The organism is Lewinella sp. W8 (assembly GCF_004375085.3).
Taxonomy (GTDB): Bacteria; Bacteroidota; Bacteroidia; order Chitinophagales; family Saprospiraceae; genus Neolewinella.
The window spans coordinates 91,126-113,916 of the sequence record NZ_SNAQ03000020.1; the positions used below are offsets into that span (position 1 = coordinate 91,126).

At 57.6% G+C, this 22,791-nt stretch carries 20 protein-coding genes; 14 read left to right on the plus strand and 6 right to left on the minus strand.

The features are described 5' to 3' along the window. Positions 1–92: 92 nt before the first annotated feature. From E1J53_RS19705 to E1J53_RS19720, 4 genes are all read left to right on the plus strand, one after another. Positions 93–3,206 carry a PVC-type heme-binding CxxCH protein gene (locus E1J53_RS19705; protein WP_134273982.1) on the plus strand — a complete coding sequence of 1,038 codons (3,114 nt, stop codon included), beginning with the start codon at positions 93–95 and terminating at the stop codon, positions 3,204–3,206. A gap of 65 nt (positions 3,207–3,271) precedes the next feature. Further along, positions 3,272–4,258: a ThuA domain-containing protein gene (locus E1J53_RS19710; protein WP_134273980.1), complete on the plus strand. Its 987-nt coding sequence runs from the start codon at positions 3,272–3,274 to the stop codon at positions 4,256–4,258. A 15-nt stretch (positions 4,259–4,273) separates the two neighbouring features. After that, the gene (locus E1J53_RS19715) at positions 4,274–5,371 is read left to right on the plus strand and encodes an AraC family transcriptional regulator (RefSeq protein WP_134273978.1); all 1,098 of its coding nucleotides are present in this window, start codon (positions 4,274–4,276) and stop codon (positions 5,369–5,371) included. 69 nt (positions 5,372–5,440) lie between these two features. Further along, positions 5,441–6,514, plus strand: a complete 1,074-nt coding sequence (locus E1J53_RS19720; RefSeq protein WP_134273976.1) for a serine hydrolase — start codon at positions 5,441–5,443, stop codon at positions 6,512–6,514. Here the strand turns inward: E1J53_RS19720 and E1J53_RS19725 are convergent. From E1J53_RS19725 to E1J53_RS19735, 3 genes are all read right to left on the minus strand, one after another. After that, a complete protein-coding gene (locus E1J53_RS19725; RefSeq protein WP_134273974.1) occupies positions 6,511–6,936 on the minus strand; it encodes an SRPBCC domain-containing protein in 426 nt (141 codons plus the stop codon). The genes E1J53_RS19720 and E1J53_RS19725 overlap by 4 nt on opposite strands. A 60-nt stretch (positions 6,937–6,996) precedes the next feature. Then, the gene (locus E1J53_RS19730; protein ID WP_134273971.1) at positions 6,997–7,566 is read right to left on the minus strand and encodes a Crp/Fnr family transcriptional regulator; all 570 of its coding nucleotides are present in this window, start codon (positions 7,564–7,566) and stop codon (positions 6,997–6,999) included. A 144-nt stretch (positions 7,567–7,710) separates the two neighbouring features. Next, the gene (locus tag E1J53_RS19735; protein ID WP_134273968.1) at positions 7,711–9,603 is read right to left on the minus strand and encodes a sodium/solute symporter; all 1,893 of its coding nucleotides are present in this window, start codon (positions 9,601–9,603) and stop codon (positions 7,711–7,713) included. Positions 9,604–9,840: 237 nt separating this feature from the next. Here E1J53_RS19735 and E1J53_RS19740 point away from each other — a divergent pair, with 237 nt between their 5' ends. The 3 genes from E1J53_RS19740 to lysM all read left to right on the plus strand — a co-directional run bounded on the left by E1J53_RS19740 (position 9,841) and on the right by lysM (position 12,768). Next, positions 9,841–10,983, plus strand: a complete 1,143-nt coding sequence (locus tag E1J53_RS19740) for a histidinol-phosphate transaminase (protein WP_253932115.1) — start codon at positions 9,841–9,843, stop codon at positions 10,981–10,983. Between the two features lie 119 nt (positions 10,984–11,102). After that, positions 11,103–12,245, plus strand: a complete 1,143-nt coding sequence (locus tag E1J53_RS19745) for a permease (RefSeq protein ID WP_134273962.1) — start codon at positions 11,103–11,105, stop codon at positions 12,243–12,245. Between the two features lie 73 nt (positions 12,246–12,318). After that, positions 12,319–12,768, plus strand: coding sequence for a peptidoglycan-binding protein LysM (gene lysM / locus E1J53_RS19750; RefSeq protein WP_134273959.1), 450 nt, complete (start codon positions 12,319–12,321; stop codon positions 12,766–12,768). A gap of 74 nt (positions 12,769–12,842) precedes the next feature. On the opposite strand, the gene E1J53_RS19755 is transcribed toward lysM, so the two are convergent. Then, entirely contained in the window at positions 12,843–13,424 is a 582-nt protein-coding gene (locus E1J53_RS19755; protein WP_134273956.1) for a hypothetical protein, read from the minus strand. A gap of 171 nt (positions 13,425–13,595) precedes the next feature. Here E1J53_RS19755 and E1J53_RS19760 point away from each other — a divergent pair, with 171 nt between their 5' ends. From E1J53_RS19760 to E1J53_RS19770, 3 genes are all read left to right on the plus strand, one after another. Beyond that, positions 13,596–14,135 (plus strand): hypothetical protein, encoded by a 540-nt coding sequence (locus tag E1J53_RS19760; protein WP_134273954.1) that lies wholly within the window; start codon positions 13,596–13,598, stop codon positions 14,133–14,135. Positions 14,136–14,140: 5 nt separating this feature from the next. After that, positions 14,141–14,740 (plus strand): hypothetical protein, encoded by a 600-nt coding sequence (locus E1J53_RS19765; RefSeq protein ID WP_134273951.1) that lies wholly within the window; start codon positions 14,141–14,143, stop codon positions 14,738–14,740. Between the two features lie 167 nt (positions 14,741–14,907). Next, entirely contained in the window at positions 14,908–15,369 is a 462-nt protein-coding gene (locus E1J53_RS19770) for a DUF4174 domain-containing protein (RefSeq protein WP_173021573.1), read from the plus strand. Between the two features lie 54 nt (positions 15,370–15,423). Here the strand turns inward: E1J53_RS19770 and E1J53_RS19775 are convergent, their stop codons facing one another. Both E1J53_RS19775 and E1J53_RS19780 read right to left on the minus strand, forming a co-directional pair. Continuing rightward, complete coding sequence (locus tag E1J53_RS19775; protein WP_134273946.1) at positions 15,424–15,942, minus strand: C40 family peptidase; 519 nt, start codon at positions 15,940–15,942, stop codon at positions 15,424–15,426. Positions 15,943–16,098: 156 nt separating this feature from the next. Then, positions 16,099–16,707 carry a 50S ribosomal protein L25 gene (locus E1J53_RS19780; RefSeq protein WP_134273944.1) on the minus strand — a complete coding sequence of 203 codons (609 nt, stop codon included), beginning with the start codon at positions 16,705–16,707 and terminating at the stop codon, positions 16,099–16,101. A 332-nt stretch (positions 16,708–17,039) separates the two neighbouring features. Here E1J53_RS19780 and E1J53_RS19785 point away from each other — a divergent pair, with 332 nt between their 5' ends. The 4 genes from E1J53_RS19785 to E1J53_RS19800 all read left to right on the plus strand — a co-directional run bounded on the left by E1J53_RS19785 (position 17,040) and on the right by E1J53_RS19800 (position 22,777). After that, positions 17,040–17,387, plus strand: a complete 348-nt coding sequence (locus E1J53_RS19785; protein ID WP_134273941.1) for a cytochrome c — start codon at positions 17,040–17,042, stop codon at positions 17,385–17,387. An 11-nt stretch (positions 17,388–17,398) separates the two neighbouring features. Further along, positions 17,399–18,547 (plus strand): anhydro-N-acetylmuramic acid kinase, encoded by a 1,149-nt coding sequence (locus E1J53_RS19790; protein WP_134273938.1) that lies wholly within the window; start codon positions 17,399–17,401, stop codon positions 18,545–18,547. A 131-nt stretch (positions 18,548–18,678) separates the two neighbouring features. After that, positions 18,679–19,659, plus strand: a complete 981-nt coding sequence (locus E1J53_RS19795; protein ID WP_134273935.1) for an NAD-dependent epimerase/dehydratase family protein — start codon at positions 18,679–18,681, stop codon at positions 19,657–19,659. Positions 19,660–19,870: 211 nt separating this feature from the next. After that, a complete protein-coding gene (locus E1J53_RS19800) occupies positions 19,871–22,777 on the plus strand; it encodes a SusC/RagA family TonB-linked outer membrane protein (RefSeq protein ID WP_134273932.1) in 2,907 nt (968 codons plus the stop codon). Positions 22,778–22,791 lie beyond the last annotated feature (14 nt).

Sequence of the window (22,791 nt, forward strand, 5' to 3'; positions counted from 1 at the left end):
CAACGAGTCCCTTAGACGAATTCAGGGGCCAACTCGACGAATTTGACGCCTCCGAAATTGTCTATATTTCCCATTCAATTGAACCGTTGACTATGCGCCCATTCCTCCTGATACTCCTGACCGTGTTGCTCTTACGGTGTGAAAAACCGGCGCCGGCCCTTACGGTTGAGGCCAATGATCACATCGTGCTGGTGGGCAATAATCTCTGTAGCCGGATGCAGGAGTTCGGGCACTTTGAGACGGAATTGCAGTTACGCTTTCCGGAGCATCAGCTTTTTGTGCGCAATATGTGTGACGGGGGGAACACTCCGGGATTCCGCCCCCACTCGTCCCGACCACAGCCCTGGGCTTTTCCGGGAGCCGAACGTTACCAGACGGAGCTGGCCCGGGATTCCGACAGCCGGGGCTTTTACCCCTTACCCGATGAATGGCTGACGACCCTGGAGGCGGACATCGTACTGGCCTTTTTTGGCTACAGCGAATCCTTTGACGGACCGGAAGGATTACCCAATTTCCGGAAGGAACTCCGGGCGTTTCTGGAGCATACTTCCATTCAGGAATACAGCGGAGAGGGAGAACCCCAGATCGCGCTGGTGTCTCCGGTAACCTTTGAAGATCGATCCGCGGAGGGACTTCCGGACGGAACCCTCGAAAACGAAAACCTCCAGCGCTACACCGAGGCAATGCGGGAGGTTGCCGACAGTATGGGGGTGCCCTTCGTGGACCTGCTGGCCGCTACGGCCAGCTGGGAAGATTATACCACCGACGGGCATCAGTTGACCGAAGAGGCCTACGGAGACCTGGCCGAAGTGCTGGCCGATGAGTTGTTTGGCGGACGATCGGGTGCGGACGGTAAACGGGACGATGTCAGGGGTTTGGTGCTCGACAAGAACTGGTTTTGGCACAACGATTACAAAATCCCCAACGGCGTCCACGTCTACGGCCGCCGCCACGATCCCTTCGGGCCGGACAACTACCCGATGGAGATAGAGAAGATCCGGCAGATGACCCTGAACCGGGACACGGCCATCTGGGCGGCCCTGTCCGGCGAGGCCTACGACCTGGCGGCGGCGGACGCCAATACCCGGGACCTTCCCCCGGTGGAAACCAACTACCAATCCGCCGACGGCACGGAACCCCGCTACCTGTACGGGGAGGAAGCCGAATCGCGGATATACGTCGCTCCCGGCTATCAGGTAGAATTATTTGCCTCCGAACGGGAGTTTCCCGACCTGGCGAACCCCTGCCAGATGAGCTTTGATAATCAGGGCCGCCTGTGGGTGGCCGTAATGCCAACCTATCCGCACTACCGTCCGGGAGACAGCAAACCCAACGACAAACTGCTGATCCTGGAAGATACCGACGGCGACGGTAAGGCCGACAAGCAAACCATCTTTGTGGACGGTCTGCACGTGCCCGTGGGCTTCGAACTGGCTCCCGAAGGCGTCTACGTCTCTCAGGGCACCCATTTAAAGTTGTACACCGATACCGACGGAGACGACCGGGCCGATCGGGAGGAGATCATCCTGAGTGGATTTGACGATCACGATACCCACCATACGACCTCGGCGTTCTGCACCGATCCTTCCGGGGCCATTTACATGGGCGAGGGGATTTTCCTGCACACCAACGTGGAGACGGCCTACGGCACGGTCCGGGCCACCAACGGCGGATTCTACCGCTTTCAGCCCCAGCGCCGCCACCTGGAGCGGACCGCCCAGATTTCGATTCCCAACCCCTGGGGAATTGCCTTCGACAATTGGGGGCAGCCATTTTTTGCCGAGACCAGTGGCCCGCCGGTGCGCTGGATGCTGCCGAGTACCCTGCGCAACCGCTACGGTGCCGTGGCACCGATGACCAAAAACCTGATCGAGGAGGCCCACCGGGTGCGGCCAACCTCCGGCCTGGAATTCATTCACAGCCGTCACTTCCCCGACGAGGTGCAGGGCGATATGCTCATCAACAACACCATCGGCTTTCTGGGCATGAAGCAGCACCAGGTGATGGACGACGGAACCGGATACGACACCAAACACCGGCAGGACCTCTTCTGGAGCGACGACCCCAATTTTCGCCCCGTCGATATGGAGTTTGCTCCCGACGGAAGCCTGTACTTCATTGACTGGCACAACGTACTGATCGGGCACATGCAACACAACGCCCGGGATCCCCTGCGGGACCACGTACACGGACGGGTGTACCGGGTGACGTATCCTTCCCGCCCGCTGGTGCAGGCACCGGCCGTCGCCGGTGCGCCCATCGAAGACCTGCTCGAAAACCTCAAAGAACCCGAATACCGAACCCGCTACCGGACCCGCCGCGAGCTACGCGGCCGGGATGCCGAAGAAGTACTCAGCGCCCTGGACGCCTGGCTTCAGGGGCTGGACGCCGCCGCCGAAAATTACGAACAGCTCCAACTGGAAGCCCTCTGGGTGAGCTGGGGCTTAGATCGGATTGACGAAGACCTGCTCCGGCAATTGCTGGAAGCGGAAGATTACCGGGTGCGGGCGGCCGCGGTGCTGGCGCTGCGCTATAACCTCCACCGGGTCGGGGAGGCGACCAACTTGCTGGAGCGGGCCGCCCGCGACGATCACGGTCGCGTGCGGATGGCCGCCATTACGGCGGCCACCTGGCTGGCCGAAGACGCTGGTCGCTTCGTGCTCAGTGCCGCCGAGAACGGGGAAACGGACGAATGGTTAACCCCCATCCTGGAGGCCGCCCCCAAACATCTGACGGGAGAAGGACTGGACCGCAACAAGGGCTCCGAGATCGTCGTGAATCACCTCAAGGGAGCCGACCTGGAGCAGTTCAGCCGGGGTTGGGACATCTACCACCAGGACGGATACTGCGGGACCTGTCACCAGAAAAATGGCAAGGGACTCATCGCTTCGGGCTTCCCGCCGCTGAAGGGGGTGGACTACGTAACGGGAGATCCGGAAATCCTCGCCAAAATCATCATGAAGGGATTAATCGGTCCCCTGGTGGTGAACGGCCGGGAGTACCCAGGGCAGGTGCCCATGACGCCCTACGAGAAGCTGCTCAACGATCAGGAAATTGCTGACGTAATGACCTACGTCCGTAACGCATTCGGCAACCGGGCATCGGTCGTATCGGCGGAAGAGGTGGCGGCCATCCGGGAGAAGATCAAGGACCATAAGGGCTTCTACCGGGCGGAGGACCTGGTGGAAACGCCCAGTAAACGCTGATGATCCCCTCGGTCATTTCCGCCGGTAAGCCCATTCCCCGTACTCACTCCATTCATACACCAAGCATGCGCAATCCATTTCACCTTTTCCATTTTCTGCTGGCAGCCCTCGGGCTGCTGCTGGCGGCCTGCACGGCCGAACCCACCGACGCGGCACCTGCGGCCTCGCCAAACGATCAACCCTACGTCGTGCTGGTGACCGGAGATGAGGAGTACCGTTCCGAAGAATCGATGCCGATGCTGGCCAGGATGCTCGAACGGGAACTGGGGGTGCGGACGAAGGTTTGCTACGCGCTGGATTCTGCGGGTTACGTCAATCCGAACGTAAACGATAACATCGTCGGCCTGGCGGCCCTCGATTCGGCAGACCTCATGGTACTGTTCACCCGCTGGCGGGCGCTGCCGGACGATCAGGCAAAACACATCCTGGATTTTGCGGAAAGTGGTAAGCCCATGGTGGGTTTTCGCACCTCGACCCACGCCTTTCTCTATAAAGACGATAGCCTGCGGCAGCACCTTAACAATGAATGGCCCACGAAGGTCTTTGGCCAGCAATGGATCACCCACCACGGGCACTTTGAGGACGGTAATGCTCCCCTGACGGCGGTGTCGTTGATCGAAGAAAAAGGGGACCATCCCATTCTGCGGGGGGTGGAACCCATGGATGCCTACAGCTGGTTGTACCACGTAGATGGAGGCGAGTGGGAGCTGTACGGCGACAGCGACCCCCTGCTGACGGGACGTTCCCTGCGCTCCAACCACGAGGAAGCAGGTCGACTGGATGAATTTCCGATCACAAACCCGGTGGCCTGGACAAAAACGTATACCGGGGAGTCCGGAAAGGCCGCCCGGGTCTTTTTCACCACCCTCGGGCACCCCTACGATTTTAAATCCCCCAGCATGCGCCGACTGGCGCTGAACGGAGCGGCCTGGGCGATGGGGCGGGAAGAAAACATTCCGGAGGGAGGGCACGACCCGACCATCGTCGGGACCTACGACCCCAATAATTCCGGTTTCGGCGAGAAATTCAAAAAGGGTCTGCGGCCGGAATAAAGCACCACAATCCGAATGACCCTACCCTTCAGTTGGCCGGTTTTACTCCTGCTGGGGAGCATCGCTCAGGGGGTGCTGCTGGCATTACTGTTGTTGCTGCGGAAGAAAAATCAGCTGGCCAATCGCTTTCTGGGTTTGCTGCTGCTCGGCTTTTCGCTCTGGTTGCTGGATGGCTTTTTCGTCATCGGGGGTATTTACCGGCAGGACGCCAACTACTATTTCCTGCCCATCTTTTATTCCTTCTCCTTCGGGCCGCTCCTCTACTTCTACGTTCGGAACCTCGTCAACGCAGATTTTCGGTTTCGGGGCCACCAACTGTGGCATTTCCTTCCGGTCGTACTTCAGGCAAGTTTATATGGCTTCCTCACCCTGCAATCCTACGCCTTTCGCCGTTGGTTCTGGATGGAGGTGCACCTGCCGTTTACCTACGGCCTGGAGTTTTACGGGACGTTGCTGTCCCTGACGGTGTACGGCCTTGCGGCCATCGGGCTGTTGCGCCGCTATCAGCACTGGCTGAGGGAAAATTATTCCGAGTATTCCCGCATCCGGCTGCAGTGGTTGCGGACCGTTTTGGTGCTGATCCTACTGCTCTGTCTGCTGTGGACGGGGGACGTTCTGTTTTCCCAGCTATACTGGACGGAGCAATGGGAGTCGATTCATTCAGCCGCCCTGAGCCTCATTATGTTGGTCCTGGGCATCGGGGGAATTCGTCAGGACAGTCTCGGGGAAGTCCGTTACGAACCGCCGCCGAAGCGGGAGTCCGCCCCGGAGATCGATCCTCAACTGCTGGAACGGATCGTGCACCGGATGGAGCGGGAGGAAGATTTCCGGGAACCTGACCTGAGCCTCAGGAAATTTGCCGTCCTGCTGGATACGCCCCCGAGGAAAGTCTCCCAGCACATCAATCACGGCCTGAAGCAGTCGTTCGTAGATTTTGTGAATACCTACCGGGTGGCCGCGGTGAAGGAGCGGATTCGTCAGGGGGCACTTGAAGACTGGACGCTGCTGGCCATCGCCCTGGAGGCCGGCTTCAACAGCAAGGCTACTTTCAACCGGGTTTTTCGGCAGCTGGCGGGGGAGAGTCCCGGGGAATTCGCCAAGAAAGCGTCCTAAAAGTGACCCAGAACGCGTTTTGAGGCGCTGGAAGTCCGGTCGGGCCGCAGGTTTGTGGAAAAAACAGCCATGCGACTATTTCTTCTTTTTTCCCTCTTCATCCTAAGCGCAAGCTGCTTGCCGGGCACCCCGATTGATTCTCTGGCCCTGGACAAAATCGTGCAGGAACACATCGATGATCACCAGTTCTCCGGGGTAGTGCTGGTGGCCCAGGACGGGCGGCCCGTCTATCACCGGGCGGCGGGAGTAGCCGAGTTACCGGGTGGAACGCCGATCACCCCCGAACACCATTTTGGCATCGCTTCGGTCACGAAGTTGTTTACCACCGTTTTGATCCTGCGGTTGGTTGACCGTGGGGAGCTGCGGCTGCAACAATCGGTAGCGGAATTACTGCCGGAACTGGAAATTCCCCGCGGAAACAAGATTACCGTACACCATCTGCTGCTGCACCAAAGTGGGCTGCCCAACGAAGCGGGAACGGTGTACGGGGCCACGAGTGGCCCGCTTACGGCGGAGGAAATCGTATCCCGGACGGTGAAGGAGCGGCAGCGGGGGCGTTTCGGGCAGTTCAACTACAACAATATCGACTACCTGCTGCTGGGCCTGATCATCGAGGCAACCACCGGTCGCAGTTGGCGGGAGGTGATCCGCCAGGAGATTCTTTCCCCCTTCGGGTTGGAGCAAACGGGCTTTCTGGCCCTGGGCCAGTACCCGGAACACTTCGCTAAAACCTTCAGCTGCAAGGGGGAGAATTCCTGCACCCCGGACCCTACCTACTACGTCGAAAATTTTCACGCGGCGGCCAGTATGTATTCGACAACTACGGACTTGCTGCGCTTTGATTGGGCCCTCTACGATCATCAGTTGCTGAGCGAAAAATCGATGGCCCTGCTCGCGCAGCCCTACCCGGAAAATAACTACGCCGGATACAGCGTGTGGAATTATCGTTATCCCTTTACGGAGAGCAAGCCGACCATCATGGAGCGACGGGGCGGGATCATGGGGGCAAACGTTGTCCTGGTCCGGCTGACGGACTCCCGCCACACCATCATCATCCTGAGCAATACGGACCGCTTTAATCCGGACAGCTTTGGCGACCCGAATAACCTGCGGGAGGCCCTTGTTCGGGCGGTTGCTCCCTAGCTCGTGGCTCGTAGTCTATCCCGGAGGGCTTCGTTCATCGCGATAAACCCGGACCGGGTTTTTTCCAGTAGCTGCGCTTTGAACACGGGAAGGAGTACGCCACGGAAGTGTTCGCCGTGCTCCAGCAGGGTCTGGACGTCGGCCTGTGGCGTGAGGCGGAAGTAGTGTTCTCCGTCAAAAATGCCCCGGAAGAGAAAGCTGCCGAGCCAACGGAGTTCTACGCCCGGCTGAAATTGTAGCAGGGTCGGACGGAAGTCCATGCCGCCCGCGGTGATGGAGAGTTTACTGCCCACGCGCTGGGGACCGGAAATTTTGGTGACGAAGGGGTTCCACTCCGGGTAGGCGGGAAAGTCGGTCAGTACCGCCCAGATCGCTGCGGGGGAGTGTGGTAGAAGAATGCTGGTTTCGAGCTGAAGTGCCATGGCAATTGATTTTGTTTGCCAAAGATGTGGGCACTTGCTAGGGGACTGACTTGACAAATGTCAAGAAATGCCCTTTCGGCGGATGCGGCTGAGCGTTTCCGGGGTCATGCCCAGCATGGAAGCCAGGTACTGCAGGGGGACGTGGTTGAAAAGTTCCGGCTGCTGCTCCATCAGCCGGGCGTAACGCTCCGGCGCCGAATACGACAGAAATCCGAAAACGCGATCTTCCAGGGTGGCGAAGCACTGGGCCAAAGCCATTTTCTCCAGCGTTGCCCAGTTGGGCACCAGGGCGGATAAGCGCTGATAATGGTCTTCGGGTAAAGAATACAGCAGCGCTTCTTCACTGATGACCTGAATATTCCACCGGGCCGGCTGCCGGAAAAAGAGGCAGTAGAGGTCCGTTACGAGATAGTGCTCACTGAAAATCCACTGGGTGATTTCTTTATTGGGGGTCGGGGCCCAAACCCGCAGGTAACCCGTAACCAGAAAGGCAAGCTTTTGGTCCGTTTGTCCCCGTTTCAGGAAGTAGTCGCCCTTCTTTAGTCGGTCGTGGCGAAACAGTGACGCAATTTCCTCCCCCTGCGGCAGCGGGATGCGGAGGTGCTGATGTAGGAGGCTGGGTAAGTCCATGGCATTGCGTTAGTGGACCGCGTCTTGCGGTGGGCCGAACCAGTAGTGAGAAATTGCCGGGCACGGCGTGCGGGTGCAATGCGGTGCCCGGGGAGCCGGGTAGTGAAGTCCGGTAGAAGGTTAATTCTACCGGACTTCATTTATTTAGGCGAGTAGAGAGTAAACCGCCACGAGTACGAGGATAACCAGCAGGGCCGCTACGTTAAAGCCCATCCGGGTACGGAACAGCGAGGGTTCAAGGTCAATGGCCTTGTGGTCATCCGAACTTTTATCCGTGTAGATCAGGGCCAGTACGACCAGAGACAGGAGAAGGAACACGTAGGTCACCCAACTGCTGACCATGGGTACGGGCTGCAAGAACAGGCGGACGGCAGTGGCCAGGCCGATGGCGATCACGGCGATGGAAATGCCGTTGCGTAGTCTCATGTCCTTGATGATGGCGCCCGTCCGCTCGCCGGTCTGGGAGGCCTCTGCGTCCTCCGCCGACTGTGGTTTTCCGGTTAACTTGGACAGGATAATCATCAGGGCTGCGGAGATCAGGAAGATGAGGGCCATCCGGTCGAGGAAGGGCAGATCGGGCATCAGCAGTTTGAAGGCGAGAGAAAGTGGTACGGACAGCAGCACCACCGCCAGTGCGGCCTTGGCCGTGCCCCGGCGGTAGAACATCCCGAAGATGAAGACCGTCAGGACACCCGGACTGATGAAACCGGTGTATTCCTGAATCACCTGGAATACCTGGCCGGCACTGGCCAGGGCCGGTGCCACCAGGGCGCCAATGACGAGGGCACCCGCTGCGGCCATTTGTCCGATGCGTACCTGCCGTTTCTCACTGGCCTGGGTGTTGATGAATTTGTTGTAGATATCGATGGTGAAAATGGTCGAGGCGCTGTTCACCATGGAGCTGATGGAGGAACCGATGGCCGCCACCAGGGCGGCGAAGGTGAGTCCCTTAAATCCGGGCCCGACGTAGTTGCCGAGTACCCAGGGGAACGCCTGGTCGGCCTTCTGGATATCTACTTCCGTACCCTTCTGTAGCAGGTAGTAGGCCGCGATGCCGGGAAGGACGGCGAAGAAGGGAATGAAGAGCTTCATGAAGGCCGCAAAGGCAATGCCTTTCTGGGCTTCGGGGAGGTCCTTGGCGGCCAGGGCCCGCTGGATGATGTACTGGTTGTTGCCCCAGTAGTAGGTATTTACGATCCACATACCGCCAAACAGGAGGGCAAATCCGGGAAGGAGGTTGAAGGAGGATTTGATTTCGTCTCCGGGTTGCAGCTCCGTTGGGGTGCCGTCGGCGGTCATGCCGGTGGCCAGTTCGGTGGCCGCGGCGGTATCGATGTAGGTGTCGTCGGGCTCGAAGAGCATCTCAAAGTGACCGGGGACTTCGTTGAGCAGTTCCGCGATGCCGGACAAGACGCTGCCGTCTCCCACTACACTCAGGATTCCCCAGGCGGCCAGCGTGCCGCCCACCATGAGGACGACGACCTGGACGACGTCCGTCCAGACGACCGCCTTCAAGCCCCCGAAAATGGAGAAACAAGCGGAGTAAATGACCAGTCCGGCGATACCCCAAATGAGGCCGATTCCCAGTAGTTGTTCGATGGCCAGCGCCCCCAGGTAGAGGACCGTGGAGATGTTGACGAAGACGAACAGGCCGATCCAGAAGACCGACATGATGGTCCGCACCGTACCGTCGTAGCGTTCCTCCAGGAACTGCGGCATGGTGTAAATTTCCTTTTTGAGGAACACCGGTAGGAGGAACTTGGCTACGATGATCAGGGTGATGGCCGCCATCATTTCGTAGGTGGCGATGGCCATGCCGAGCTCAAAGCCCGAGCCATTCATGCCGATGATTTGCTCGGCGGAGATGTTGGAGGCGATGAGTGAGCCGCCGACGGCCCACCAGGGGAGGCTACGACTGGCCAGGAAATAGTCACTGGCGGTAGCGGCTTTTTCGCGGTTGGCGATCCAAACGCCAAATAGAATAACGCCAATGATGTAGACGCCAAAAATGATCTGATCGATCCCTTGTAACTGCATGATGGTAAGCTAAGCGAGGTGAGGTAAGCTCAAAAACGTCGGCCAATATAAGCGATTGGACATCACATATTTTGCCGCAAACTGACTTGAGCTACGAGCCCCGGTGTCCTAAATTGAGGTTTTCATTCCCCCCGAACCCTCATTTTACCGGGCTTTTGGGGTGATTAACCACGTAGAAAAGGACCAATCAACTGAGCTATGCCACACCCGAATCACACCCAAAGTCGCCGAAATTGGATGAAACAGGCCTCCCTGGCCGGCGCCGGCCTCCTTGCCTTTCCTTCCCTTAACGCTGCACCTGCGGCATCGCCCCACCGACCAGGTTTCCGGGAGTACCTTCCCAGCCTTGAGTGGGAACGGTCCCTGCCCGCCCCGGAGCTCAAGGCTCGTTTGCTGGCCAATGAGAACCCCTGGGGCCCGAGCCCCCAGGCCCGGCTGGCCATCATGGAGTCGGCCGTTGAGGGTAACCGCTACCAGCACCAGGCGGCCAGTGCTCTGCGAAAGGAAATCGCCGCCTTCGAGGGCGTCTCCGAAGACCATATTGTCGTTGCTCCGGGCTCGTCCGATATCCTCGAAAAAATGGCCATCATGCACTACCTCGAGGAGGGTAATCTGGTTACGGCAGACCCAGCCTACATGTCCCTCATCAAGACGGCCCGGCAAATGGGGGCACAATGGAACAAGGTAAAGCTGGCCGCAGACTGGTCGCACGACCTGGAAGGCATGGCCTCGGCCATCGACAAGCACACCCGCCTGGTGTACATCTGCAACCCCAATAACCCCACCGGCACCCTGACGGATCCGGATAAGCTGCGGGATTTCTGCCGTACCGTTTCCAAAGATGTTCCCGTCTTCGTAGACGAGGCCTACCTGGAGTTTTTGCCCAACCGGGCCAAGCAGACCATGGTGAAAACGATCCAGGAAGGGCACAACGTCATCGTGGCCCGCACCTTCAGCAAGATTCACGGGATGGCCGGCCTGCGGGTTGGATACGGCGTAATGCAACCCGAGATGCGTCAGCAGGTGGACGGAATCTGGCGGAACAACATGAGTCTGTGCAAAACTTCCCTGATGGGAGCTATGGCCAGCCTCCGGGATACCGGTTTCCAGGAGATGAGCCGGGAGAAGACCGCTGCCGCCCGGGAGCAAACTTATGTCGGCCTGGAAAAACTGGGGCTGGAGTACGTTCCCTCCCACACCAGCTTTATTCTCTTCCCCCTGGCCGTAGAGGGCCAGGCCTTCCTCGATGATATGTTTGCGCACGGGGTGGGCGTCCGGGTCTTTGACGTACACGGCAAAACCCACTGCCGGGTAAGCATGGGGACTCCGGAAGAAATTGACCTTTTCCTCGAATCACTCGGAAGCGTACTGGCCAAATAAAACCAACCAATCAATCTGAACCCAATCCGACAGCTTTTGCAATTGGGTAGTAGTCCTTTTCACGTTTTCGTTCATGCGGAGTAACCCCGGTTACTCCGCTTTTCCCCCTTCCCCTTACCATGAACCTGGCACTGCAGAAAACCCTGGCATTTCTCATCTTGATGGTCTGCGGATACCTCCTCCAGCGGAAACTTACCGACCGACAGGATCTGCGTGGAATCAAGGTAGTGATCTTAAGTGTGGTCTTGCCGGCAACCATTTTTCTGGCCCTCCTGAAGATTGAGATCTCTCAGCAATTGTTGCTCCTTCCCGTGCTTGCCCTGGGAGGAAACGTGTTGTTCTACTTCCTCCTCCGGCAGTTATTACCGTTGCTGGGCTTTGAGCTGACCACTGCCGGTGGCAGGACCATGTTGTTGCTGCTGCCCTCCCTGGCGCCCGGATTAAGCTGTTTTCCCTTCGTGCTGGAATATCTGGGGGACGAAGCCCTGGCCATGGCCGCCATGGCTGACGTTGGCAACAAGGTTTTCGTGCTCATCGTCCTGTATCTGCTGGCCATGTCCTGGTACTACCGCCAATTTGATCGGGGAGCGATGGATAACCGTAACCTCAGGGAGAAATTAAAGGAGCTGGGAGGAACCCTGCTCCGGGAACCGGTTAACCTGGTCATTCTGGCGGCCCTTTTGATGCTGGGCCTGGGACTCAATCAGGACAGTTTGCCTACTTTTTTCCAGACCACCGTCAATCGACTGGCGGCCATGATGACGCCCATCGTCTTGTTATTCATCGGTCTGGCGGTTCGCTTTCGCCGAAAGCAGATGACCGCCATTCTTCGCTTGCTTTTGTTACGCTCCGGTCTTGCCTTTGCGTTTAGTGCACTTGCTCTGACGTTTGGCTCGGCGCTGAATCCCACGCTGGCGGTTTTGGTGGTTGTTTTTCCTCAGAGCGCGGTGAGCTTTTGGCCCTTCGCCCACCTATCGGCGGTGAGCCAACTGCCTTCCCCGGAGCGTGGGCCCGTCTTTGATGCGGACCTGGCCCTCAATGTGCTGGCGTTTTCTTTGCCTTTTTCCACCCTGATCATGTTAATGGTGCTGTCCGCGGGAACCGCATTCGCTCAGCCCCTCGCCAGTGGCTGGGCGGCAGCCGGAATGCTGGTCGTTCCCCTGCTGTACGTCCTGCGGGGGCTTGACTGGAAATGGCGGAAAGGGGCACAAGCGGCAGCCCAAAAACCCATCATGGCCCTGCGCAGTTTCTGGGAGGAGTGAGGTGGTTGGCCGTTATTGGTATTGTGACTATCTTAAGCGTCTGCGTCCAAAACAATAAATCAAACAACCACCAATGGGACTATTCTCTTTTTTAAAGGAAAAAGGCAAGCAAATCTTCGGCAAAAAGGAAGTCGAAGCCGCCAAGGAAGTTAAACTCTCTAAAGTTGATCAACTCAGAGCGGAGATCGACAGACTCGGTATTCCGGTAAGCGATCTGCGGCTGGAACTCTGCGAGCAGGTCATCGTCCAGGGGACCACGCCCACGACGGAAACCGCCGAAAAACTGGTGTTGGCCCTCGGTAACGTGGAGGGCGTCGGATCAGTAGACGATCAGCTCACCGTGCTCAACCCCGAGCCCCAGGCCGTTTTCTACACGGTCAAGTCCGGAGATAGCCTCTCCAAGATTGCCAAAGCGCAGTACGGAGACGCAATGGCCTACAACCGTATCTTCGAAGCCAATCAACCCCTGATCAAGCACCCGGATGAAATTTACCCCGGTCAGGTGCTGCGGATTCCGCAATAAGCACGTCCGAAATGATCGGTCACGGCTGCCCCGTATCCCCCTGGATGCGGGCAGTCTTAGTTTGGGCTGCTTACTCAGTACAACCTCCGCGTTTCGGTCTGGAGTAAACCCTCAATCGCTTCAAAAACCCGCGATGGTTTTTGTGGGCGCCAGGTCAGGTCATTGAGGTAATCTCCGTAGTGGAGGTATTGATCGAGTTGGGTGTCGTCCATTTCCTGGCGAACGTGCCCCAGGGTATTGATGAGGGCTACCCAACCACCCCCATCACTGATTTCGTCGATCCATTCCTCATAGTAGTCCGTGTCTTCCCCGTGAAAATTGAGGACCCCTTCCATGATGAGGATGAAATATTTAATGCCGTTGCCAATCAGCTGATCCATGGCTTCCCGCTTGAGGTGCATGACGTCATTATGGACGGCATCATTCCATTCTCCGATGAGCTCGATAATGGCGTAGTGCTCTTCGTATTCCACGAAGAGGATTTTCATGTAGAGCGTTTCCGCGCCGAATTCGTCCCACTGCGGGTGGATAAGATAGTTGTACACCCGGTTGCTGAACCCAAATTCGCTGTATTCCCGACCAAAGAAGGGCGAATACTGATCTTGTTCGGCCCGGTACTTATTTCTCCAGCCAAAATGAGGTTCGATGTCGTGCAAAACGGAAGGCTTTTATTCTCCTAATGATTCGGTAGGATACTTTGTTTTGCGGAAGGGGCTAAGTATTCTGACGGAGAGAATTTCTGACGATTAATTTGGAGGAAAAGAAAAAATGCGCCGTAAAACGGGAGGTTGCCAAAACACAGTCCGCTGATTTCCCATTTACTACTTGTGCATACCCGTGACCCCCGCATCCTTAAACATCCCGGTCTGGATCCGTTCTGGGACAGTATCCGTAAAGACCATCGGTGGCAAAAAACCACCGCCATTGCGGTCGTATTGTCGGGCTTACTCCTGACGGCCTACACCATGGGGCCGGGCAAATTGCTCTGGCCACTCGTCGGAGGCAGTATTGCGGGCGTAGGGTTCTGGTGGTACCTCCGGCTGTTCATCACCGAGCCCGTCGCCGCCTGGAGGGAGCAGTTGCAAAATCAGCCCCAGTCCATCGTTTGGGTGTACGGCATCCGGACCGAGCGGATGCCCTACGGACTGAACTTCGCCACCGCAGCGACCCTTTATCTGGTGGACGAAGACGGCGATTTGCATGACTTCAGTATCCCCGCCGGAGAACTTAAACTGGTCACTAAAACCCTGCGCCGGGTGCTGCCCTCGGCGGAGTTCGGGTACACCAAAGACCGGGAACTCCGCTACCGCGGAACCCTGACCCGCTTCCACGGATGGCGGGATCGGGATCCTTTTCAACTTCAATAACGCCTATGTCCTTTTGGGATCAAATTGCCGACATTTTCCGCTCCGCCGAAGCGGGAACCCCCGCCGCACCCACCATTCATGAACTCATCGATCGCGATGACGCCGACCGACAGGATTATGCCCGCTGGAAGCGGACGCTGGGGAGGAGACGATTGATGGACTGGCTGACGGATCAGTACGCCGTAAACCGCGCCGGGGCACGAACGGATGAGGCCGTCGGTTTCCTTGATACCAACAGCTCCAAGGGCTTCGTCATTTATTTCCACCGGACCAACTACGGGAAGGCAGAAATCCAGCATTTTTTCGATTACCTCAAGGAGCGGATGCTGCAGCTGGGCTACCGTAGCCAGATTTCTGATCGCAGAATTTTTCCCCGTAAGGACTGGGTGGAAACCCAGGAAAGACACTACGTGAAGCCCAGAAACACCTACCGGGAAGGCAGTAAGCTCAATCAACGTTTCGGCAACGTGATGATCGAGTTCGAACTCCGTGACGACGTGCCCCACAACCTCCGGTTACGGGCCACCGTGTATCAGGACGCACAATACGAAGAAGCCGATTCTTTCGCCGCGCTGATGATGGCGCTGGCCGCCGAAGAAGAATAACTCAGGTCCAGCTTATCCGGAGAAAGCGGGAGTAACGACCGCACAGGGTGGAGGGAAAGCACCCATCACGTTGTCCGCCAGACCCAGCGGTGAACGGATAAAAAGAACAGCACCCCGTTTTTCGTGGTTTTATGAGTATGAAAACGATATATATAGCCCTGGCATTGATGATGTTTCCGCTGGTTTCTTCCGGACAGTTTCTTAATGATTACCAGTGGAAATCCCGACTGGTGCTCCTGTTTACTCCCGAACCGACGGATCCCCTTTATGAACGACAAATGGCGTTGTTGTACCGTCAACAGGAAGCCTTTGAGGAACGCAATGTGGTGTTTATTTCCATCACCCCGGAGGGAAAGCACGAGAACAGTGGCGTATTTCTGGACGAAGCGATGTCGAGAAAGTACTACGACCACTTTGGGGTCTATCAGTACCAGTTTGAAATGATTCTGGTGGGCTTAGACAGTCACGAAAAATTTCGGGCGAAGAATACCATTACCCCACCGAGCATCCTGCTGAATTTAATTGACGAGATGCCGATGCGGCGTCTGGAAATCCGTCGGGGACTGAGCAACAAAAGCCAGATCGCCAACGACGATAAAGGGAAAGGCGGCGGAAGGAGGCAGTACTAACCCATGCGTGGAGCCTAAGCACGATTCCCCGCATTAATCTTTCGGGATTCCGGCTCAGCGAATGACGTTGCGGACCTGATATACCTTTGGGCGCCAGTAAGACGACGCCAGAATATCTTCCCTGATTACCCCGCGGCTGCTGGTCGAGTGAATGACCCACAGGTTACGGCCAGTATTGTTGACGACGAGCGAGACGTGAAAGACGGGTTTACCGTTACTGCGTTTATAAAAAATCAGGTCGCCGGGTTGCGCTTCCTGCAAACTGATGCGGGTGCCGTAAGTCGCCTGGTCGCGACTCGTACGGGCGATCTCCAGCCCCGCATTCTGGTAGACGTACCGAACGAAGCCCGAGCAGTCAAATCCTTCCCGCGGAGTATTCCCTCCGTATTTATACCGTACGCCCAATAATTCGGCGGCGTGGTCGGTCATACTGGCCCGGATGTGCGTGTCCGGTCCGCCGCTCCGCGGCTGGCGGGGAGCGTTCCGCTCTCCGACGGTCCCCTCGGCCGGGCGGAACAACGCGCAACTGCTCAGACAGAAGAGGCACAGAGCCAGCGGAAGAATCTTGTCCATTACGATAAGTTAACTGGGGTGAAGGAGCAGAGTACTAGGAAAACGGAGCTACTTATCAATTAATTACTAGGGGAAACGTTACCAAAATACAAAGGGTGAGGCGTACCGCAGTACACCTCACCCTTTGACCAAAACAGCGAATGGGGCTGTTGTCCCTTACTTGGCCTCCTTGGCGGCTTTCTCGGCGGCCTTCTTCTCGGCCGTAGCGGCAGAACGAAGGGCACGGGGTACTTCAACCGTAGCGATGGGCGTACCGCCCGGGTTCATGATTTCGACGCCTTCCAGCGGAGCGATGTCGCGTACACGAATGGCTTGTCCGAGCTGAAGGTCGCTGATGTTGAGCTTCACGTGGTCAACGAGGTTCTCGGGGGTAGTCTTGATCTTTACCCGACGCACGGAAACCTGCAGCTTACCACCGCTGCGGACACCGGGGCTCGTACCTTCAAAGGTTACGGGAACGGTTACCTTGATGGGGTGACCATCCTGCAGGGCGAGGAAGTCTACGTGGACCAGATCGTCCGTTACGGGGTGGAACTGAGTATCTTTGATGATCGCCTTGTAGGTCTTTCCGTCTACGGAAAGCTCGGCGAGCTTGAATTCTGGCGTGTACACCAATCCACGAACATCAAGGGGCTTGATGGTGAAGTGAACGGGGTCTCCCACACCGTAAAGTACGGCGGGTACCAAGCCTTCCCGGCGGGCGGCTTTGCTATCTTTCTTACCAAGATTCTGGCGGACGTCACCGCTTACTTGTACGGTCTGCATAGTTCTAATATTTGGGCGCTGTTTCGCTTTCGGCCCGCAAAGATACGATATTTTTATAAGCCTGCCAGGTTTACGGCGGAAATTTATTATTGAAATCCTCCAAAACCACCTATCCCCCAGTTGATTACTCCCGTCCTGACACCCAATCCCCTCCCGGGTAAGGGAAAGTATACTCCCAAAGCGTTCAGAACGGGGAGGTTCCGCTACGCCCCTTTGCCGTCGTAAATTGTAATCATTCCACATAAGCGACCCCCGGGAACCCCGGCCCGGGCGATCTCCTTTAAGTACTATATTTGACCTCGTCAATTGACCAACCTCACAAAAATCATACCATGCAAAAGTTCTTTGTACTCCTGATCCTGGCCCTCATCGCGTTGGCGTGTGGCGGCGGGGAAGATGCTCCCTCCGAAGCCCCGGCCAAAAAAGAAGCCGCCGCCCAGGAAATTGACGTAAAGAAAATCTGGAAGATCCGCTGTATCGCCTGCCACGGTCTTTACGGAGACATGGGAACCAACGGCGCGGCAAACCTGCAGGAAGTAACCTCCTCCCTGGAGGACCGGATTAAGATCATCACCAACGGAAGCGAAAACGGGGTGATGACCGCCTTCGGAGAAATTTTGAGCGAAGAAGAAATTGAGGCCATGGCAAAGTACACCATGTCCTTTAATGAGGATCTGTAGGCAACCCCCAATTGGCTAGCAAAGCATATACGGTACTGGGCATGATGTCCGGCAGTTCTCTGGACGGGCTGGACCTGGCCATCTGCCGCTTCCGGGTGAACACGGAGGTGGAGTGGACCCTCGAAGACTGGGAAATCCTGGCCAGTTCCACGGACCCCTACCCCCCGCAGTGGCGGGCCAGATTGCGCACCGCCCCCGTACTTCCGGGGCGGGAGTTGTGGCGATTGCACGCCGACCTGGGAACCTGGATCGGCCGGCGGGCCGCGGCCTTCCTCGCCGACCACCCCCAATATCCGGTGGATCTGGTCGGCAGCCACGGCCACACCGTCTTTCATGATCCGGATCTGAAATTCACCACCCAGATTGGTGATGGCGCGGCCATCGCCGCGGAAATGGGGCTTCCGGTCGTGACGGAACTTCGGGGGGCGGACGTCGCCGAAGGCGGTCAGGGTGCTCCCCTGGCCCCCCTGGCGGATAAGTACCTCTTCTCGGCCTACGGCGCCTTTCTGAACCTGGGGGGCATCGTAAACCTGAGTGTTCGCCAGAGCGACGGTACCTACCTGGCGGGAGACGTGAGTGCCTGCTGTCAGGTAATGGACCGCCTGGCCCAGAAGCTGGGGCACGACTATGATGCTGGTGGTCACCTGGCCGCCGGGGGAAAGCTGGCACCTGCGGTCACGCCACCCCTTGATGCCCTCGACTACCATGCCCTTCCTTATCCCAAATCGCTCGATAATGGCTGGGTGACGGAAACCGTCTGGCCCCTGCTGAAAAATGCGGATGCCGAGCCCCGGGACGTTTTGCACACCTTCGTCCGCTGGCTGGCGGGCAAGATTCATGACGATCTTTTGGGCGCGGGCGCAGGTGCCGGGCACTCCCGGGACGCCGTCCAAACGGAAGTCCTCTGTACGGGGGGAGGTGCCCACAACGATTTTCTGATTTCCTGCCTGCGGGAAGCCGCCACGAAGGCCGAAAGCGGTTTGCGGTTCGTGGTGCCCGAAAGCACGGCGGTCGAGTTCAAGGAAGCAGCCCTGATTGCCCTGGCCGCTTTGCTGCGCTCCGCAGGACGCCCCAATGCCCTGGCTTCCGCCACGGGAGCCCCCTTCGATACCGTCAACGGGGCCCTCTTTCTGCCCACGAAACCAGTGGTGGCAGGGTAGGGCTATTAGCCAGGAGGTGATATGTTTTCCAACTACTAATGCAAATGCATCTACTTCCGGTACCGCCAGCACTCAGACGAGTCAGAGACATCGGAAGTAAGCATTATTGATTTCCACTTCATTAAATCCTCATGATCTTACTCACCGGCGCAACGGGATTTTTGGGCAGCCACCTGGCCCCGGCGCTGGCGGCGCGGGGAAGGGAATGGGCGGCCCTCGTGCGGGAAGATTCGGATCGCAGTGAGCTGCTGCGACTATCCAATCCGCCCGTATTCCGGGAAGGAGACCTCCTGGACCCGCAGAGTCTGTTTGAGGCCTTCTCCGGTGTGGAGGTGGTCATTCACGCGGCCGCCATGGTGTCTTACCGGACCGCGGACCGGGACGAGCTGTTGCGGGTCAACGGAGAAGGGACGGCCAACCTGGTCAATATGGCGCTGGAAGCAGGCGTCCGTCGCCTGGTCTACGTGAGTTCCGTGGCGGCCCTCAACCGGGAGCAAAAACCGGGGCACCTGATCACCCTCAAGGATCGCTGGCCCGAAAAACGGCCACCCACGAGTTACGCGGAGAGCAAGTTCGCCGCCGAACGGGAAGTCTGGCGGGGGCAGGCCGAGGGGCTCTCTGTGGCCGTCCTCTACCCGTCGGTCATGCTGGGTGCCGGCGACTGGTCGGGCCACAATACCCCCGCTTTGTGGCGGATGGCGGCCAGCGGCCGCCGCGTATACCCGGAGGGAACCAATGGCTTTGTCGACGTACGGGACGTTGCGGACGCAGTCCTGGAAGTGGTGCACCGCGATCGGAACGGCGACCGGTTTTTGCTGAACGCCGAAAACCTGAGTTGGGGGGAAGTGCAGGGCCTCATCGCCCGGAGTATCGACCAGGCACCGCCTTCGATTAAACTTCGTCCGTGGCAGTCTGCCCTGCTGTGGCCCCTGGAGCAAGTTCGTGCGGGACTGCGCAACGAACGCCCCCTGATTACGCGGGAGGTGCACCGGAACGTACAGGCAAAATATCAGTACGACGGGAGCGATTATCCCCGGGAGACGGGAAAAGGCTATCGTGACGTGCGGCAGACCATTCAGGAAATCGGCGAGGCATTTTTGCGGGAACGGTAGGGAAATGGTGCGTAAAGGTGAATTTTCACTATGTTTGGTCCATTGTTCCGACAATTATTGCGGTGCCGTTATAAAATTTTGTAATCTGCGCCGCGAACCAAACATTGGATTCGTTATTCTATAGCGCACCCCGGAGGGATTGTTCTTGAGAGGCTCAATTGCCGGCGGTGTACGATTAACTTCCTATTTGCTCACTAGATCCTAATCATTCATGAGATTTTACTTAGAGCGGGCGGGCCTGTTATTGGTCTTTGCCCTTTTCTTTCAATCCGCCCTCCTGGCGCAGTATGCGGTATCCGGTACCGTCAAGGACTTTGACGGAGAAGCCCTCATCGGGGTGTCCATTCAGGTGGTTGGCACGACTTCGGGTACCGTAACGGACCTGGACGGTAACTTCACCATCAACGTCCCCGAAGGGAAAGACCAACTGCGCTTCAGCTACACGGGGTTTGCCTCCCAGGTGGTTTCCGTAAGCCCCAGCTCGGGGCCGGTCAGCATCACCCTGGAGGAAGACGTGGCCAACCTGGAAGAGATTGTGGTTACCGGGCTTGCCTCAACCATCAAACGAACGAACCTGGCTAACGCCGTCTCCACCGTAAGCGGTGACGAACTGGCGGGCGTTACCAGCCAGCAAACGGTCGACGGGGCCCTGTACGGGAAACTTACCGGGGTGAATATCACCCAGACCACGGGAGCTCCCGGTGGTGGATACGCGGTGCGCCTGCGCGGTATTTCCTCCCTTTCCGGCAACAACCAGCCACTCATCATCGTAGACGGGGTGTACATCTCCAACGTGGAAATCCCCAGCGGATCCCGCTTTGCTTCCGGGGCCAACTCCGGTTCAGAAGAAGGAGCTTCCAACCGCCTGGCCGACCTCAACCCCGACGACATCGCCAGCATGGAGGTGCTTAAAGGGGCTTCCGCGGCGGCCATCTACGGTACCCGGGCCAACGCCGGGGTAATCATTATCACCACCAAGAAGGGAGAAGCCGGACGGACGGAGGTAAGTTTCAACCAGGACCTCGGTTTCAATACCATCATCCGTAAGGTCGGACGACGCAGCTTCACGCCCCAGCAGGTAGAAGACGAATTCAGCGCCGCGGACCGTGCCCTCTTCGAAGCCGCCCAGGCCCGGGGAGAAGTCTTTGATTACGAAGACGAAATCTACGGAGAGCAGGGCTTCATCAGCGACAGCCGCCTCCGCATCAGCGGCGGCAACGGCAAGACGAGCTTCTTCCTGAGTGGTAGCTACCGCGACGAAGCCGGCATCATCCTGAATACGGGCTACGAGCGTTTCACCACGCGCCTGAACATCACCCACAAATTCAGTGATCGCCTCACGGTGCAGTCCAACACCAATTACGTACAGTCCACGGCCAACCGGAGTTTCTCCGGAAATGAGAACGAAGGGGGACTGAGCTACGGTTATACCCTGGCCTTCACCCGCGACTGGGTCAATCTGTTCCCCGACGAAAACGGCGTTTACCCCGATAACCCCAACTTTGCCGGTAACCCCCTGCAAACCCGGGATCAGACCCGCAACGAGGAAAACATCAACCGGGTCCTTCAGGGCATCAACGTAAACTTCAAGGCCCTGCAAACGGACAATCAGGTGTTGAGCCTGATCCTCAACGGTGGTCTTGACTTCTTCCTGAACCAGACGGAGGTTTACGTGCCCGAAACCTTCCAGTCCCAGCGCGGCCTGCAGAACGGTTTCTTTGGCGTAGGTAAGAACAATGTGTTCAACTACAACTACAGCGCCATTGCCAAGCATGACTACTACACCGATAGTGGCATCAACTTCACAACGCAGGCGGGAATTACCTACCTGAACTTCGACAATGACTTCGTCTACAACCAGACCACGCAGCTGATTCCGCTGCAGCAAAACCTCACCCAGGGTGGTGCTCAGTCCATCACCCAGGCCCTGAGCACGGTGGAGGAATTTGGTATCATCGCCCAGGAGGAGATCAACTTCCAGGATAAGATCATCGCTACGGTGGGTATCCGCTTCGATAAGTCTTCCCTCAACGGTGACCCCAATAAATTCTTCGCCTTCCCCCGGGCCTCGCTGGCGCTGAACCTGACGGAGTTTGACTTCTGGAACCAGAACAGCATCATCAACCAGTTCAAGCCCCGGATCGCCTACGGTCAGACCGGAAACAGCGCCGACTTCGGATCGCTCTTTACCTCCCTCGCTCCCGTGAACATCGGCGGGCAGGCCGGCTTTACCGTTACCGGCTCCCAGGGTAACAGCGAACTGGAGCCCGAAACGAGTACGGAACTTGAATTTGGGGTGGACGTAGGTTTACTACAGAATAAGGTTAACCTGTCTGCCACCTACTACATCCGTGACGTGAAGGACCTGCTCTACGCGCGCTCACTGCCCACCTCTTCCGGATTCGGTAACGAGATCCGCAACGACCTCGATCTGCGGAATACGGGACTGGAACTGCAGTTAGGCTTGAACCCCATCCGCACGCCTAAGTTTGATTACCGTACCACCATGAACTTCTGGTACAACCGCAGTGAAGTAACCCGCCTGGGTATCCCCGACGGCGATGCCGGTGAGGACATTCCCAGCTTCGTGCCTCCGGGCGTGGCCTTCGGTCTTGGCCTGGGTACCTTCTTCATCGACGAGGGTAGCCCCATCACCGGCCTGTGGAACAACGGCGACAACGGTCCCGAGATTAACGGAGACACCGAGCCGGACTTCCAGTTCGGGTGGAACAACAACCTGACGATCAACAACCGTCTGGACATCAACTTCCTCTTCCACTGGCGCGAAGGCAGCGACGTGTTGAACCTGACGCGCCTGCTGACCGACATCGGTGGTACGACGCCCCGGGAGTTTGACGATCTGGGCTCCTTCATTGAGGATGGCTCCTACTTCCGTCTGCGGGAGGCGGGTGTGTACTACCGCGTGCCCCTGCAGAGCGACTTCATTCAGGGACTGAAGATCGGGGTATCCGGCCGTAACATCTTCACGATCACGGACTACAGCTCCTACGATCCCGAAACGTCCACCAAGGGTGGTTCCGGCTTGTCGACGAACATTGAGGTTACGCCCTTCCCGTCTTCCAAGCAGTTCTACTTCCACCTCGGAGTTAATTTCTAAACGATTCACTAGTG